Genomic DNA, 15822 nt, shown 5'->3' on the forward strand with positions numbered 1-15822 from the left:
TTATCTAATGTAGAAAGCGGTTATCCAGAAAAAAGGATATCCGGATTAATTTCCGGAGAATCCCCGCTGCTTTAGCACGGGGAGTGTCAAAACTATCCCCGCCGCAGTTACACCCCTCATACCGAGGGAACTGTCCCTTTTGTAGTGATGGAATTTCTATCAGCTACTTACGGCGACGAATACTCTGTAGAACACACAGAAGAAATCGGCAAGTGTTTTTTTTACGAACAAGTAATCAAAGTTCCTCGCTATGTCATTTTTCGGCCGCATACAGGCAGAATAGAAGTTTATGCGCTTGAATCCGAGCGTTATGAAAATCAAAATCCTGATGAAAATGGCCGTTATTTAATACCTGGATTAAATCTATTTTTGGGAGTGTGGCAGGGAAATCGCGAAGGTAGAACGGGATATTGGCTGCGTTGGTGGACGGAGGGCGCAGAACTGCTTTTGTGGCCGGAAGAAAGGGCAGAAAATGAACGCCAGCGGGCCGATCGCCAACAGCAAGACAAAGAGTTAGCCGAGACGCGGCTGGAACAGGAAAGACAGCGAAATCAAGAGCTTTTGGCTCGATTGGCAGCCCTCGGTATCGATCCCGAATAGCATTAGAAGTCCGATGGAAGTCGGAAGAAAGAAGAGGTTCGAGGGAAGAAGGGAACCCGATGAGAGATGCTTTCTTTATCCTTCTTTCTTTAGTTTGCTGTCTTACTTATATGTTGGTAAAAAAAGGTGAAATTATGTTAACAGAAAAACTTGAAGAATTAAAAAATATTTTCGCACAAATGGAACGGGCTTTGATTGCCTACTCCGGCGGAATTGACAGCACTTTGGTGGCAAAAATCGCTTTTGATGTGTTGGGCGATCGCGCTTTGGCAGTGACGGCAGTTTCCCCGTCTTTACTGCCAGAAGATTTAGAAGATGCGCGCATTCAAGCAGCAGAAATTGGCATTGCCCACGAGGAAGTACAAACTCAGGAAATGGCAAATCCAAATTACACTTCTAACCCGGTTAACCGCTGCTATTTCTGCAAAAGCGAACTCCATGATACTTTGAAACCCCTAGCACTAGCAAAGGGTTATCCTTATGTGGTGGATGGGGTTAATGGTGACGATTTAAAGGATTATCGTCCCGGAATTCAGGCTGCGAAGGAACGCGGCGCGCGATCGCCTTTAGCAGAAGTAGGCATGACTAAATTTGAAGTGCGGCAATTGGCAAAAGAATTGGGTTTGCCTTGGTGGGACAAACCGGCTCAACCTTGTTTGAGTTCGCGCTTTCCTTACGGCGAAGAAATCACCGTTGGAAAGTTGCAAAGAGTGGGGCGCGCCGAACGGTATTTGCGGCAGTTGGGACTGAAAAATTTGCGAGTGCGATCGGACGGAGATACGGCGCGGATTGAGTTACCCGCAGAGGAGATTCAGGAGTTTGTGGTAAATACGGATTTGCCTGCATTGGTGGCGGTGTTTCAGGAGTTTGGTTTTGTGTACGCGACTTTGGATTTGGAAGGGTTTCGTAGTGGCAAATTAAATCAGGTTTTGCAGCCGCAGTTGTTGGGGGCGAAAGGTTAATTAATTTTCCACACTACAAAAAATTTCTCATGATTGATGTAGTTTGGGACATGGAAAAAGGGGATCAATCTTAATCGAACATGGACCTTTGATGTAGCAACTTATACCTTTCAAGGCTCGAATTGTTAGGATTACAGGACTTACGCAAAAGTAACGTATTTCTGTCGCCCAGCGAACTCAGTAATATCAACTCCGCTAGCATCGGAATTAATATTACTCACAGTCAGGATACGGCTTGGCCTAAGTCCCTACCCCCATTAATTGTAGGGACACGGCACTGCGGTGTCCTCTATATCATTCCGATGCAACCGGAAACAATATGAAGCAATCTCAAAGTGGCGTTGCTTAATCAGGGTATGAAAAAAATAACTTTAAAATCCAAAAGCTTTGTGGATACAGGTTTCTATGACGGGCATATTTAACGTTTCATACCGTAAATCAGCAACGCCTTGGATGTTTGCCGTAGATTTGGGATGTGCCATGTAATAGCAAATCCGGTTTGAATACCCCCTTTATTTGTTAGTCCCCCTTTGCTCAAACTTCGTTTGACTCTATGCAGCGGTTTCAACCGCCGATTCATAAAGAGGGTGGCTAAATTTCAACGCCCGAGTCTTATCAGGGAGTAGTTGGCTGAATTTGCTGTGGCTGCATTTGCTGCTGCTGATTCTGGAGCTGAAGTTGCTGCTGTTGAATCTGAAGTTGCCGATTCTCAAGATCTATTTGCCGCTGTCTGTCTTCGAGTTGCAAGCGTCTGTCTTCAAGTTGCAGCAGTCTGTCTTCAGCTTGCCGCTGTCTGTCTTCACGTTGGAGCTCTCTGTCTAGCAGTCTGTCTTGACGTTGCTCTTGTCTGTCTTCACGTTGTTCGCGAATCTGTCTGAGCTGATTTCGCCGCTCGAAATCGCCTCCCAAAAATAAGTTTTGAAAAGCGTTGATAGTTGCTTGAAACCCAGTAAAAACGCCGCTAACAGTGTTAATTCCAGTTGCTACTCCTGTTATTGGCTGCAAGAAAGTGTTGATATTGTCGGCTACCCTAGCATAGCCCGATCGCGCTACCAGAATCACATCGTTGTTGCGGAGAGTGGGGTTATTATTAGGATTCAACCCTTGAGCAAAATCCACCTCGATCGTGCGGCGAGAAACAGTACCGTTGGGGTTCAATCGCAATAGTTCTACCTTGTCTTTTTTAGCCCGCAATTGATTGAAACTGCCTGCGGTCAGCAAAGCTTGGTGCAGGGATGTACTAGGCCGCACCTCCAAAGCCCCAGGCCTAATTACTTCTCCTACAATATTGATGCTAATCGCGTTCGGAGAAAAACTGCTATTTGCGACTTGAGAAACTTCGGCTAAGTCTACAGTAGCTGCTGTCGGGATAATTACGCTATCTCCTTCTTGCAGCAAAATATCTTGAGTTGCGTCGCCTCTTTGCAGCAAATCCCACAGATTTACCATGATAGTTTGTTCATTGCCACCTCTGACTCGGCGGCGGATTTGCACGCGGCGAATGTCAGCTTCTGTAGTGATACCACCAGCAATTTTCAGTGCTCTAGTTATTGTTGGTAAGCCCACAACAGCTCCTTGCTGTTGGTCGATAGATACAAAACTCAACTCTGTTTGTTGGTTGCTCGATCGCACATCCGAAGCAAATACAGTATAAGGCCCCGGCCGGTTTACTTCCCCGACAATTACCACACCAATTGGTTTAGTAATATCAGCGGAAAAATTAGCACTGGCTCTTTGACGAACTTCTTGAGTATTAAGGGCCCTTGCTGTCGGTACAAAAATTGTATCTCCATCTCGAATCGTGACATCTTGACGCAAATTTCCCGTGTCTAAAAAATCCTGCAAATCAACATTAGTAACTTGCTCCGGCCCGCCTCTGCGGGGACGGCGAATTTGGACATTTCGCATATCTCCTGCTGATGTCACCCCTTGTGCAAGTTGCAGCATTTCCATCAAAGTCGGGAATTTTACTCCTCCTCCATCTCTAGTCGGATTAATCTTGTAGGAACCCGGGCGAGTAACTTCACCGGCAAGACCTATATTTAGGGGGCGAGCGACGATCAGAGTTACGGTAACAACGGGAACATTGATGAAGGGTTCGTATCGCTGGGTAATCACATTAGCAGCTTGTTGCAGCGTCAACCCTTGAATTGAGACGCTGCGAATGATTGGCAAATTGAGCGTCCCGTCAACTAACACTTGATATTCTCTGCTGAATTCAGGGACGCCGAATATCTCTAAAGCAATGCGATCGCCCGACCCTAAAGTATAAGCTGCTTCTTGTGTCAGGGAACCAGAATTGCCGCTCGCCGGCAAACTCGAACCCGGAGGTGGCGGCAGCGGTACTCTCGGCCTGTTTGGGTTAGGAGTGCCTGCAGGAGTTCTGACGGCAGGCAACTGAGCTATACTGGGCAGCGAACTCAATAGCACCAGGAGTGCTGACAAACTCAGACTTGTAGCGGTTTGAATGGTATGTTTCATCTTTCTTTCCTGGTTGCAGCCTGCCATTGAACAAGAGCAATTTAGCTAGTGGATTTTAGTTTATTTTCCCTGCTGTCCAGTGTAGCCTCGCTTCGCTGCAAAATCCACAGGTGGAATCATAAAAATTGTGCGATCGCACTTAACTATTTTGCACCTTGTTTGTAAAGAAACTGTAAAGCCCGCCAACTGTTCTCAGGATTAGGATCTCGTTTGAGCAAAATTTTTCATACATAACTCGCGATACAAATCAACCCGCCACCGAAAGGGGATAGGAAAAAACCACCCTCATTTGAGGTAAAATATTAAATAATTCTATCTGCGGGACAAAGACAAGTGTCACTAAAATTGGATAAAGTAATTCCCTGGGGACGCTGCTTGGATGAATACATAGGAATGTTTAGCTTGACATCAAGTGACCTCAAGCTAGCAATTCTTGATTGTGCGGGCGGCCCGGCGAGTTTCAATGCCGAAATGACTCGCCAAGGTAAAAAGGTAATTTCTTGCGATCCAGTTTATCAGTTTAGTGCGGTGGAAATTGGCGATCGCATCCAAGAAACATATCAAACTGTGATTGACGGTGTTAAAGCCAATTTAGACGGCTACCTGTGGAATAATTTTGAATCGCCCTACCAGCTAGGCGAAGTGCGAATGAAGGCGATGCAGGAATTTTTAGAAGATTTTCCATCAGGTTTGCAGCAAGGTCGATACATTAATGCTGAGCTGCCAGTTTTGCCTTTCGAGAACGGTCAATTCGATTTAGCTTTGTGCAGCCATTTCTTATTTGCTTATTCTCACCTGCTTTCCGAAGGATTTCATCGGTCAGCAATTACAGAAATGTGTCGGGTTGCGAAGGAAGTCCGGGTATTCCCTCTATTGCAGAGTTTTAGCGGGGAGGAATCCGATCACTTAAATCCGATTCTCACAGAATTGAAAAAGAGAAGTTTTAGTGTAGAAATTCAAGAGGCTCCTTATGAGTTTCAAAAAGGTGGGAATAAGATGCTGCGAGTTAGGGGGCGAATGTAATTCGCGGCTGCGGAGGGCATGGCAATTTGCGATCGCTTATTTCAAAAAAATTAGATAAGCTAAGCATAAGGTCCTGCCTCATCTTGGGGTTCGCCAATCGCACGCTGGAGTGCATGGCGAATGTGGATAATCCTCACCGTTGGTATGGGTTGATCGTCAAAAATAGTGAATAGTATGCGATACGTGGTTTTACCACTTCCATACAGAAGCTGGCGAATCTCTTGGCTGAAAAACGCGTTTTCACGGGCTAAAACACAACGACGCGGCATTTCTTTCGGTGAGGAAATCGCTTTAATCAAACCCTGATACCATGCTTGAGCGCGTTCGGGAGTCGTGAATTGGGAAAAGTTCAGAAACGCTGCATCAGCTTCAGATTGAGCTGTACTGGAAAAGTCAATGCGATACATTATGCTTCCAAAGAAAGTCCGTATTTCTGGTTTTGTTTATCGACAAACTCTTCCAGAGTAGAAAACTGACCCCGATCGAAGTCATCAAGTCCGCGTTGAATCCCTTCTAATGCCTCGAAGAAATCGCTTTCATCAAAGCTAAGTCCGAACGCGATAACAGCTAGGGTAACGCTGGTTATATCTTGTCCTGTACTTTCCGCCCGTTGGCGCAGCAGTGCTTCGATTTGGGGGGGTAAGGTGAGTGTAAGAGTCATAAAAGTTATGATGAATGGTTAACTTTATTTTCTCACTTTATTTTGGCATAGGTAGCCAAAACGATCGCTCCCTAGACTATCTGCCCATTGCTTAACCCGATCGTGCTCTTCGGCCCGTCTTGTTTGTTTGGTAATCTTGCAAGGCTGCGAGACTCAAGGCGATCGTTCCTTCTTCGCTGAGGGGTTGAAACTCGTTTGCTGTGTCAATTTCTCCCCACTGATATCCCTCCGTTTCCTCAGCAATTTCTGCGATTGTTCAAAGTCGCTGAGATCAATACCGTTGGACTGATTCAGCCATGAAAGCACGATCGCCTTAACCGAATTGCTGGGCATGGCTTGAATTTGGGCGTGGAGTTGCTTTATAGATTGAGCCATTCGACAATACAGAGTGACTGGTTTAATTTTAGCGCCGTGTCAAATAGTTGTGGAACTATAACGCACAGTTTCAGCATATTTTTGATAATTTTAAAATCCATGTTAGAGTGGATGCTTGAAAAAACTGCCGCACGGATAGAGGGACGAGCTTATTTCTCAGACACTACGTTTTATTTAGTAATTCTCATCAAAAACCGCAGAACTTCATTCACTGCTTCAGAATCTGGAAACATCTCTGCAACATCCGGTTCTAAACGAATATTTACACCACCAAAGGTCTTTCGTTCAGAGCCTACCCTTCTTACACGCAACTTCCTCAAATCATATTCCGATCGCAGTTCATCGTTCATCCCTGTTTTATTCTTATTCATAAACTTCAATATCTTTAATATACAGCATATTGCATGTAGATGTGGTACACATAATCTTCTCGTCAGTAAGGTGCGTCGCCCTCAAAAATCTGCAAGTTATATCTAAGATATCGCAGATCCGCACCCTACGGATTCACTTTTTTTCATCCCACTCGAATTTCATAAAGAGCCCAAATCAGCATCTTTGATATAATATTACACCTAGAAGCAAAACTCAAACCAACTCATGCCACAAACAGTCTGGATCGCACGACACGGAAACCGCATCGACTTCGTTAACCCCGACTGGTTTCTCACCGCAGAACACCGCTACGACCCCCACCTTTCCGAAGACGGTCACATTCAAGCTAAACAACTCGCAAATCGCCTCAAAGGTGAAGGAATTTCTCATATTTTTGCTTCCCCTTTTCTGCGAACTGTCCAAACAGCAAATCACGCGGCAGAAGCTCTCGATTTGTCAATTAAACTAGAGTGGGGACTGTGCGAATGGCTAAATCCTGAATGGATGACAGAAATGCCGGAAACTGAGTCCGTTGAAGCTTTGTGCAGGCGTTTTCCCAGGATTGATGCTTCCTACAAAGGCGGTATTGCTAATTATCCCGAAACTGGGGAAGCTTGTCTCAAAAGGGCGGGGGAAACTGCTAAACGCCTCGCGGCTGAGTTTCCCGAAGATATGTTATTGGTAGGTCACGGTGCGTCGGTTTTAGGAACTGCGATCGGGCTGGCGGGCTGTGCTGAAACGGAAATTAACGCTTCTTTGTGCTGTTTGGTGAAAGTGGTGCGGGGTGAGGGAGAATGGTCGATCGCACTTAATGGCGATACTTCTCACCTGACTGACTCTGAAACCGTGATCCGGTTTAATTAAAGTTGAAATTCGTGCGAAAAATCGCATTGTATGCTATGTGTGTAAGGTGCGCGGCCCGGTGCACCCTACGTTCATCTGATTAGTCCGAATCTGGGTGTTATTGTTTAATGTCGATCGCACATTTTAAATCAAAAATCTTAAATCGGTATGGCTGGACACAGTAAGTGGGCGAATATTAAACGCCAAAAAGCTAGAGTTGATGCTGTTAAAGGCAAGGTTTTTGCTAGAATATCTCGCGAAATTATTGTCGCGGCCCGCAGCGGAGTTCCCGATCCCGCTGGCAATTTTCAACTGCGGACGGCTATTGAAAAAGCCAAGGCGGCGGATATTCCTAATGAAAACATAGAAAGGGCGATCGCCAAAGGTGCTGGCTTGGCCGGGGGAAGTTCGGAATTAGAAGCTATTCGCTACGAAGGTTACGGCGTTGGCGGAGTTGCTATTCTGATTGAAGCGCTGACAGACAACCGCAACCGCACGGCGGCTGACTTGCGAGAAGCTTTTACTAAAAATGGCGGCAACTTGGGCGAAACTGGTTGTGTGGGCTGGATGTTTGAGAACAAAGGAGTTTGTACGGTACGCGGCCCGATTGATGAGGAACAATTGTTTGAAGCGTCCCTAGAGGCGGCTGCGGAATCTTATGATTTGATATTAATTGATGAGGATACTGAAGGGGCAGAGGTATTTACAAGTGTGGCTAATTTGGAACAGTTGGCTGATGTTTTGAAACAAAAAAATTTTGCAGTTTTGCAGTCGGAAACTCGCTGGATTCCGAGCAATACAGTAGAAATAGACACTCCTGAAAAAGCTCGATCGCTCCTTAAGTTAATGGATGCACTGGAAGATTTGGACGACGTGCAAAGTGTGACGGCGAATTTTGAAATGACAGATGAATTGATGTCTTTGAGTATGGTGTAACGATCTAAATCACCAGATTTTTGCCATCCGCAAGACAAATCCCGGTAACTCTGGATCGGCGCTGACTGTTTCAGGATTATCTAAGACTTCAGGTTCGCAATCGGGACGGTAGATGTAGACTTTTCTGTTTTTGCGATCGAGCAAAAAGCCGAGCGATACACCGTTCTCAATATATTCTTGCATCTTGTTTTGCAATCCCTTGAGAGTGTCACTCGCAGACCGCAATTCAATCACAAAGTCTGGACAAATCGGTGCGAATGAGGCTTTTTGTTCTTCAGTTAAGGCATTCCAGCGCTCTAGTTTAATCCATGAGGCATCGGGGGAGCGGGTTGCTCCATTCGGCAAGGTAAAGCCTGCACTGGAGTCAAACGCTTCACCTGTGCCATCTTCTTCTGCCCAGTTCGCAAGTTGCTGAGCAATTTTAATGTTGCGGTTCCCTGTATCTGAAAAGGCTGGTGACATAATGATAACTTCCCCACTTGCTGTACGCTCAATTCTCAAATCGCGATTCACTAGACAGAATTCATAGAACTGTTCCACAGTCATCGATTGGATCGCAGGGAAATTGACCGTCAGTGGGACGCTTTCGGTTTGAATTAGCAGCGTCGTCATGGTTTTTCCTCAGTTGGTGCAGGGGTGATAGAATACCTTGAGCTTATCATATCTTAGCTTGGCGATCGAAAGTCTTAGTCGATCGCGGATTCGGAGACTCGTATCCGTTTTGGGGCTGGATTAATAATCTTTTTTCCCAGTCAGCAAATAAGTAACCATGTATCCCTTGCCCTTAACTTGAATAGCGCCGCGCTTCTGAAAAGTATATTTATCTTTTAATATCTCGTAGGTTTCGGCGGTGACTTGAATGCAGCCGGTAATCCCGTGGGATTCCATGCGCGAAGCAATATTTACTGTGTCGCCCCAGAGGTCGTAAATAAACTTTTTTAAGCCGATAACGCCGGCAACGACAGGCCCACTGCTAATCCCGATCCGAATGCTGAAAGGTTCCGAATGTTCTAAACTCAGCAGCCTAATTTCATGCAGCATATCGATCGCCATGTTCGCAACCGCCTCGGCGTGATCGTCTCGGGGCGTAGGCAAACCGCCGACAACCATGTAAGCGTCACCAATAGTCTTAATTTTCTCCAAACCGTGGCGATCGGCCAAATGGTCAAAAGCCGAAAAAATATCGTTGAGCACTTCCACCACCGCCGTCGCTGAAATTCTCGACGAAAGCTCTGTAAACCCCACAATGTCGGCAAACATCACAGTTACTTCCGCAAAACTTTCGGCGATATTGTGTTCATTGTCCTTCAAACGCAGGGCGATCGCAGCAGGCAAAACGTTCAGCAGCAGTTGCTCGGATTTAGCTTGTTCGAGTTCCAACTGTAGGTAAGCAGCTTGCAACTGTTCGGCTTGGCGAATTCTTTCTCCGGCTAGCTTTTCGATTTGGGCGGTGCGACTCAAAGATGTCAGCATATATGTCACCGGAATCAGAGTCCACAGCATCCCCATCGTCAGAGTTCCCCAAGAGCGCCAGTGCTTGCGAAGCCTGCGAATTTCCGGCGTTGCAGACACGTACATAGACCACTGGCGGCCGCTAATTTTCAGCCGCCTTCTGCAAGCTGTATAGTTCGGGCCTGGATTGTCAAGAATCGGGCAGTTTTGCATGAGGGAGGGTTCCGCAGCGGCTGATGCTGGAAGCACTTGTTGGCTCTCGGATTGGAACTGCACCGCAAATTGCTGAATTTGGCCCTCAGCAGGGAGATTTTTGAGAACCGGGTTGGCCCTTTGCGGTAACAGCGACGCTGCTTGTTGCTTGTCTGGAGCCTCGCTAACGAGATAAATATTGAGGTAGTCGGTATTGCGTCCTTTTAAAGAGGTTTGGAAAATATCTTTGCCTCGAAATACGCCCAGAACAAATCCTTGTAGCCGTTGGCGACGGGATTCCAGGGTAGTGGGTTTACTGCTGTTTTCGTAAATCGGAACTATAGCCAAAAGACCTAGTTCCGGGGAATTGCCCTGAGTTAAGCCGATGTAGTTGGTGACAATCATTTCTCCTGTATCGCGCCCTCGATCGAGCGCGGCGCGGATTTCTGGGTGGGAGGCGAGGTCAAAGCCTAATACTGTCTCGTTTCCGGCTGGTGGTTCGACGTAGAAAGCCGGGAAGTATTCGGAACGCTGGAGAGCCTTGCGGAGTTCTCCTCGCGGGCCGCGCTCTGTAATCTCGAAGCTGGGCTCTGTTTCCGTTCTAGCTTTGGTTTCGTAGTTGCGCCGCTCGGAATTGGGGACGCGGGGCGCCCAAGCCAGGAGTTGCAGGCTGGGGTGGACGGATAGGGGCCGGGCGACAAACCTGGCAAAAGAGGAACGCTCGACGGCGCTGAAGGCTTTCATGTAGTCGCTGAGGGCGAGAACAGTATCTAAGTCGGAGTTGAGCTGGCGTTCGATGGCGATCGAAATATCGTCGATGCGGCGGTTCATTTCGTAGTCGCGGCGCTTGTCTTCCCAGTCCCAAACCAAGGCGAATGTCAGAAGCGACAGTCCCACACCCAAACCCAGCGTCAACCCGGCTGGAATGTAGCGAGACCAGGATAAAGGTAATTTTTTCAGCATATTTGCCTAGCGAATAAGGGCAGCAGATTAGCACACCGCTGAGTGCGATTTGTTCCGGTCTCTGAGTGCGGTTAATTCAAAACCCTGATAACTCAAGCACCGACGGCAATTGGGAATTAAAAGTTAGATATTTAAACTTTTTGATTAATGGACGATCGCTCAGCAGGGGATTTCAATCCAGAATTCCGCTCCCTGTCCGGGCGCTGAGATGCACCGCAGGCTTCCCTTATGTTTTTCTACCACAATCTGATGGCTGATGGATAATCCCAAGCCTGTTCCAGCCCCTACGGGCTTGGTTGTGAAGAAGGGGTCAAATAGCCGCTTGCGAACGTCTTCGCTCATTCCCGGGCCACTGTCGGCGATGCAAATTACAATGCGATCGCAATCACTGAGCTGGCTATTACTATGGCTTTCCCACCCGGCTTTTTTCATGAGGGTGCGAATCACGATCGTCCGAGGTTCCCGTTGGTTTTCTAGAGCGTCGATCGCATTGCTGATAATATTTAGGAATACCTGGTTTAACTGACCCGCACAACAGTAAACCTTGGATATTTTTCCGTATTCTTTAATAATTTCAATCCCGCTTTTTATACTGGCCTGATGCAATCTGTGCTGCAAAATTAACAGTGTACTGTCAATTCCTTCATGAACGTCTACCAACTTCATTTCAGATTCATCCAGTCGCGAGAAGTTCCGCAGCGACAGCACAATCTTACTAATTCTTTCTACTCCTACTCTCATGGAATTTAGCATTTTTGGCAAGTCTTCCTTCAGAAAATCCAACTCTAATTCCTTAACTTTTTCAGCAATCTGAGGCACTGGGGACGGGTAGCATTCCTGGTAGAGACTTAACAGTTCAATTAAATCGTGAAAATAGGTGTAAGTGTGAGAAATATTGCCGTTAATAAAAGTGGCCGGATTGTTTATTTCGTGGGCAATCCCAGCCACCATCTGACCGAGACTCGACATCTTTTCGGATTGCACTAATTGGATTTGAGCGTTTTGTAGCTGTTCGTAGGCTTCTTGCAATTGGGCTGCTTGTTTTCTTAATTGAGATTCGGAAGCTTGGAGTGCGGCGGCGGAAATTTTGCGGTTCGTTATATTTTCAATCATCCCTAAATTGTAAATGGGTTTTCCTTCGCCGTCTCGAATCAAAGTAGCTGTCACGTTTACCCAAACAATTTTACCTGTAGCGGCAATCTGGCGGAGTTCGATTTGATAGCTATTAATTTCTCCCCGATCGAGAGAAAGAGCAACTTGGAGATTTTTGGGATAATCTTCGGGATGCCCCAGTTCAATAAATGTTTTGGCGAGCAATTCTGCTGCGGTATATCCCAGCATATCGCAGTAAGTCTTATTGACTCGCACTAACTTGTTATCATCTAAATTAGCTAAGTAGATAGCGATGGGTGCATCTTCAAAAATTGTGCGAAATAGTTCCTCGCTGGCCCGGACTTGAGCTGCTAGGGAAAGCCTATCGGTGATGTCTTCAAACGTAGACAAAATGCCGACAACATTGCCGGAATTGTCGTGTAAAGGTATTTTATTTGTATCCAGACAGCACTGGGTGCCGTCGGCTTGCATTTTGGATTCTAAGATGTGATATTCTGGGGTGTTGGTTGCCATGATGCGGCGGTCGCAGGCTCGAAAAAATTCTGTTTCTTCCGGCTTCCAGGGCATATCGAAGTCGGTGAGACCGGCGATTTCACTGGGGTGATGGAAACCTGCGACTTTGGCAAAGTTTTTGTTGCCTCCCAAGTAAACTAAATCTCGATCTTTCCAGGCGATTAACTGAGGGATGTTATTGATTACCAACCACAGCATATTTTGGGATGTTTCCAAGGCTTCCGTGCGTTCTAGGACGCGCTTTTCAAGTTCTTGATTGGCTTGTTGCAGGGCGATTTTTGACTGGCCCAGGGCGATTTCTGCTAGCTTGCGATCGCTGATGTCGATTGTCACTCCCTCCCACAGTATATCGCCCCCTGGCTGCATTTCGGGGCGGGCGATGCCGCGAATCCATTTCAGTTTTCCCGATCCGGTTACGATCCGCCCTTCATATATCCAAGGTTTTAAAGTTTCGCCAGAAACGGCGATTGATTCTAACAGAGTTTTTAGGTCTTCTGGATGCACCGTTGCCCAAATTAAAGCGGAGTTTTCTTGAATTTTCTCTGGCTCTAATTCGTAGAGTTCCCAACAGCCTGAACTCACATAAATGAATTCATCGGAACCGTCGGGATGCAGCAAGTATTGATAAATCATTCCCGGCAGGTTGGCGGCCATTTTTTGGAATCTGGCTTGGCTTTGGATCAGTGCTGATTCTGCAAGTTTGCGATCGCTAATATCAATCAACAAGCCGTCCCAAATAATCTCACCTTTTTCGCCCGGTTCTGGCCGGGAAGCCCCGCTAATCCACTTAATCCGATCGCCCGGAAAAACAAATCTGCCTTCCCACCGCAAAGGCTCTAAAGTTTTAGCTGAGATAGCAACTGATTCGTGGAAGCTGGGCGCATCCTCTGGATGAATCATTTCGATCGCGGGCATAGCTGAGTTTTGGAGTACAAGAGGTTCTAATTCCCAGAGTTCGCGGCAGCCGGAACTGACGTAGGGGAATGACATAGTGCCGTCTGCTGCTAACTGAAATTGATAAATCATTCCCGGAACGTTGGCGGCTAGTTTTTGAAACCTCGCTTCGCTTTGCCGTAGTGCGGTTTCTGCTTCTACGCGATCGGTAATATCGTAAAATGCCGATAAAATTGCGGCTTCGCCATTAAAATTAATCGCTCGCATCGACATTTTTACCCAAAAAAAACTGCCATTTGCTTTCTTGAGGCAGATTTCTTCGCGGTCTGCAAAGCCCTTTTGTTTGACTAATTCTATCAATTGACTGCGGTCATTGATATTGGCATAAAGTTCATTTTTTTTGCGTCCGATAAGTTGTTCGCAACTCACACCTAAACTTTCTCCGAGGGCAGAATTTGCATACAAAATTACGCTATCTTCTAGGCGCGTAATTGACATGGGAACGGGAGTCACAGTGGCTATCGCCCGCAATCTTTCTTCGCTTTCTTCCCTGGCTGTTTCGGCTGCTACTCTTTTGCTAATATCGTTCTGAACTCCGATAAAATGAGTTAATTTTCCCTCATTGTCTAGGATGGGGGAAACCATTAATTCGTTCCAAAAAGGAGTTTTGTCTTTGCGATAATTTTTGAGAACTACCTGAATTTCCGTTCCCGATCGTAAACTGCTGCGGAGTTTATCTAATTCGCTCTGATCGGTATCGGGGCCCTGCAAAAACCTGCAGTTGCGTCCAATAACTTCTTCGGTACTGTAACCGGTCAGTTTCTCAAAAGCAGGATTGCAGTAGATAATAGGTGTGTCAGGCCTGCGAGCATCCGCGATGAGGATGCTGTTGCTCGAAGCTGCGATCGCCCGCTCTAGGAGAGACAGGTTGAAAGAGTCTGTTGTCATCTGTAGCAATATTCACGCTCCTTCGGAGCGGACAGAAGAATAAAAAATTATAAATAGCTTGAGGTATTCCTATTTTACGATCTTATTTTTAACTCGCGGGCACGGGAATTCCCCCACTATAGCTGTACTCAGCTTAGTGGCAGGATGAAAGGCAGGGCAAGACCGAAACCTAAGCATGACCAATGCCAACGGCGAGGGAGATAGAGAGTTGAGGGATTGCCACACTATATAAAGCAACATCGAAAGAGCTTTACTAGATTCCAGTCATCATGGTAATATAGGAATATGAAACACGCGGTTAAGGTACGAATTTATCCGACAGACGAGCAGCAAGAAGCGCTCTCCAAGGCTTTTGGCTGTGCCCGTTGGTTCTGGAATAACTCCTTAGCTCAAACCAATCAGATATATAAAGAGACTGGTAAGGGTCTATCCCAGCAAGGGATGAATGACCGTCTGCCAGGGCTCAAAAAGGAGTTTGAATGGTTGGCTGAACCTTACTCGCAAGTGCTTCAGTCTGTGTCCCTGAACTTGTCTAGAGCCTTTATTAACTTCTTTGAAGGTCGGACTAAATTCCCTAACTTCAAATCCAAGTTTGACAAGCAATCTATTCAATATCCTCAGAACGTCAAGATCGCGGATGGAGGTTTGAAGCTCCCTAAGTTGGGAATAATCAAAGCCAAAATCCATCGCGTTCTGGACGGAAAACTGAAAACTGTGACTGTCTCTCTGACTCCATCGGGCAAGTATTTTGCTTCGTTGTTGTTTGATGACGAACTGCCCGATCTAGAGAAATCCAGTAAAGGTAAGGCCGTAGGGATTGATTTGGGGCTGACTCACTTTGCCATCACCTCAGATGGCTCCAAGTTTGACAATCCGAGAGTCTTGAAGAAACGCGCTAAGAATCTAAAACGTAAGCAGCAAAAGCTATCGCGTCAAGTAAAAGGGTCTGGTCGTCGTCTCAAAGCGAAACGGATTGTCGCACGGGTGCATGAAAGAATTGCAAATACCCGTAAAAATTTTCTGCATAAGCTATCGCGCAAAATGGTCAACGAAAACCAAGTGATCTGCGTTGAGAACTTAGTGGTGAAGAACATGGTCAAGAATCACAACTTGGCAAAAGCAATTAGCGATGCCAGTTGGGGAACCTTTACCACCATGCTCAAATATAAAGCAGGGGAAGATGGGAAAATCTACGTAGAAGTAGAGCGCTTTTTCCCATCTTCAAAGACCTGCTCAGTCTGTCTCAATCGAGTAGGTAGCCTGCCTTTGGGTGTCCGATCGTGGCAGTGTCAACACTGTGAAACGAAGCATGACCGTGATGTAAATGCAGCAATCAATATTCGAGATGAAGGGCTTCGCATTTTAGCGCTGGGAACCAACGCTACTGCCAATGGAGGAAAGGTAAGTCCGAAGGGTGGAAGACGTAAGTCATCCGTCTCTAAGGCGCTTTCCGATGAAGTTGGAAGCCTGCGACCTACCGCCTAAGCGGTTGGT

The 15822-nt window shown here is 46.5% G+C and carries 13 protein-coding genes and 1 pseudogene; 6 read left to right on the forward strand and 8 right to left on the reverse strand.

What is annotated here, in order from left to right; translation table 11 throughout:
- Positions 1–108: 108 nt before the first annotated feature.
- Together QUB04_RS21800 and larE are read left to right on the forward strand one after the other, a co-directional pair.
- A pseudogene (locus tag QUB04_RS21800) lies at positions 109–600 on the forward strand (Uma2 family endonuclease); the annotation flags it as partial.
- 134 nt (positions 601–734) lie between these two features.
- On the forward strand, positions 735–1562 hold the full coding sequence (larE, locus tag QUB04_RS21805; RefSeq protein ID WP_333287551.1) for an ATP-dependent sacrificial sulfur transferase LarE: 828 nt from the start codon (positions 735–737) through the stop codon (positions 1560–1562).
- 615 nt (positions 1563–2177) lie between these two features.
- Here larE and QUB04_RS21810 read toward each other — a convergent pair.
- Complete coding sequence (locus QUB04_RS21810; protein WP_333287553.1) at positions 2178–4043, reverse strand: polysaccharide biosynthesis/export family protein; 1866 nt, start codon at positions 4041–4043, stop codon at positions 2178–2180.
- Between the two features lie 333 nt (positions 4044–4376).
- On the opposite strand from QUB04_RS21810, the gene QUB04_RS21815 reads away from it, so the two are divergent.
- Positions 4377–5066 (forward strand): class I SAM-dependent methyltransferase, encoded by a 690-nt coding sequence (locus QUB04_RS21815; RefSeq protein WP_333287554.1) that lies wholly within the window; start codon positions 4377–4379, stop codon positions 5064–5066.
- A 59-nt stretch (positions 5067–5125) separates the two neighbouring features.
- Here the strand turns inward: QUB04_RS21815 and QUB04_RS21820 are convergent, their stop codons facing one another.
- The 4 genes from QUB04_RS21820 to QUB04_RS21835 all read right to left on the reverse strand — a co-directional run bounded on the left by QUB04_RS21820 (position 5126) and on the right by QUB04_RS21835 (position 6473).
- A complete protein-coding gene (locus QUB04_RS21820; RefSeq protein ID WP_333287556.1) occupies positions 5126–5473 on the reverse strand; it encodes a type II toxin-antitoxin system RelE/ParE family toxin in 348 nt (115 codons plus the stop codon).
- Positions 5473–5727: a hypothetical protein gene (locus QUB04_RS21825; protein WP_333287558.1), complete on the reverse strand. Its 255-nt coding sequence runs from the start codon at positions 5725–5727 to the stop codon at positions 5473–5475. The genes QUB04_RS21820 and QUB04_RS21825 overlap by 1 nt, the downstream gene beginning before the upstream one ends.
- A 153-nt stretch (positions 5728–5880) precedes the next feature.
- Positions 5881–6102 (reverse strand): hypothetical protein, encoded by a 222-nt coding sequence (locus QUB04_RS21830; protein WP_333108227.1) that lies wholly within the window; start codon positions 6100–6102, stop codon positions 5881–5883.
- Positions 6103–6272: 170 nt separating this feature from the next.
- Positions 6273–6473 carry a hypothetical protein gene (locus QUB04_RS21835; RefSeq protein ID WP_333287560.1) on the reverse strand — a complete coding sequence of 67 codons (201 nt, stop codon included), beginning with the start codon at positions 6471–6473 and terminating at the stop codon, positions 6273–6275.
- A 226-nt stretch (positions 6474–6699) separates the two neighbouring features.
- Here QUB04_RS21835 and QUB04_RS21840 point away from each other — a divergent pair, with 226 nt between their 5' ends.
- Positions 6700–7338 (forward strand): histidine phosphatase family protein, encoded by a 639-nt coding sequence (locus QUB04_RS21840; protein ID WP_333153860.1) that lies wholly within the window; start codon positions 6700–6702, stop codon positions 7336–7338.
- A 147-nt stretch (positions 7339–7485) separates the two neighbouring features.
- A complete protein-coding gene (locus tag QUB04_RS21845) occupies positions 7486–8253 on the forward strand; it encodes a YebC/PmpR family DNA-binding transcriptional regulator (RefSeq protein WP_333287562.1) in 768 nt (255 codons plus the stop codon).
- A gap of 9 nt (positions 8254–8262) precedes the next feature.
- Here QUB04_RS21845 and QUB04_RS21850 read toward each other — a convergent pair whose 3' ends face one another.
- The 3 genes from QUB04_RS21850 to QUB04_RS21860 form a co-directional block, all read right to left on the reverse strand.
- Complete coding sequence (locus QUB04_RS21850) at positions 8263–8865, reverse strand: Uma2 family endonuclease (RefSeq protein WP_333287564.1); 603 nt, start codon at positions 8863–8865, stop codon at positions 8263–8265.
- Between the two features lie 120 nt (positions 8866–8985).
- The gene (locus QUB04_RS21855) at positions 8986–10860 is read right to left on the reverse strand and encodes an adenylate/guanylate cyclase domain-containing protein (RefSeq protein ID WP_333287566.1); all 1875 of its coding nucleotides are present in this window, start codon (positions 10858–10860) and stop codon (positions 8986–8988) included.
- Between the two features lie 159 nt (positions 10861–11019).
- Positions 11020–14328, reverse strand: a complete 3309-nt coding sequence (locus QUB04_RS21860) for a PAS domain S-box protein (protein ID WP_333287568.1) — start codon at positions 14326–14328, stop codon at positions 11020–11022.
- Between the two features lie 285 nt (positions 14329–14613).
- Between QUB04_RS21860 and QUB04_RS21865 the strand changes: the two genes are divergently transcribed.
- Positions 14614–15813 (forward strand): RNA-guided endonuclease TnpB family protein, encoded by a 1200-nt coding sequence (locus QUB04_RS21865; RefSeq protein WP_333287570.1) that lies wholly within the window; start codon positions 14614–14616, stop codon positions 15811–15813.
- Positions 15814–15822 lie beyond the last annotated feature (9 nt).

Origin of the sequence: Microcoleus sp. D2_18a_B4, from assembly GCF_036702475.1 — a bacterium.
GTDB lineage: Bacteria > Cyanobacteriota > Cyanobacteriia > Cyanobacteriales > Microcoleaceae > Microcoleus.

Bases quoted from the DNA above. Each gene is read 5' to 3' on its own strand.
- QUB04_RS21845 (WP_333287562.1), top strand. From the start codon at position 7,486: ATGGCTGGACACAGTAAGTGGGCGAATATTAAACGCCAAAAAGCTAGA.
- QUB04_RS21865 (WP_333287570.1), top strand. From the start codon at position 14,614: ATGAAACACGCGGTTAAGGTACGAATTTATCCGACAGACGAGCAGCAA.
- QUB04_RS21820 (WP_333287556.1), bottom strand. From the start codon at position 5,473: ATGTATCGCATTGACTTTTCCAGTACAGCTCAATCTGAAGCTGATGCA.
- QUB04_RS21860 (WP_333287568.1), bottom strand. From the start codon at position 14,328: ATGACAACAGACTCTTTCAACCTGTCTCTCCTAGAGCGGGCGATCGCA.
- QUB04_RS21835 (WP_333287560.1), bottom strand. From the start codon at position 6,473: ATGAATAAGAATAAAACAGGGATGAACGATGAACTGCGATCGGAATAT.
- QUB04_RS21830 (WP_333108227.1), bottom strand. From the start codon at position 6,102: ATGGCTCAATCTATAAAGCAACTCCACGCCCAAATTCAAGCCATGCCC.
- larE (WP_333287551.1), top strand. From the start codon at position 735: ATGTTAACAGAAAAACTTGAAGAATTAAAAAATATTTTCGCACAAATG.
- QUB04_RS21825 (WP_333287558.1), bottom strand. From the start codon at position 5,727: ATGACTCTTACACTCACCTTACCCCCCCAAATCGAAGCACTGCTGCGC.
- QUB04_RS21850 (WP_333287564.1), bottom strand. From the start codon at position 8,865: ATGACGACGCTGCTAATTCAAACCGAAAGCGTCCCACTGACGGTCAAT.
- QUB04_RS21840 (WP_333153860.1), top strand. From the start codon at position 6,700: ATGCCACAAACAGTCTGGATCGCACGACACGGAAACCGCATCGACTTC.
- QUB04_RS21855 (WP_333287566.1), bottom strand. From the start codon at position 10,860: ATGCTGAAAAAATTACCTTTATCCTGGTCTCGCTACATTCCAGCCGGG.
- QUB04_RS21810 (WP_333287553.1), bottom strand. From the start codon at position 4,043: ATGAAACATACCATTCAAACCGCTACAAGTCTGAGTTTGTCAGCACTC.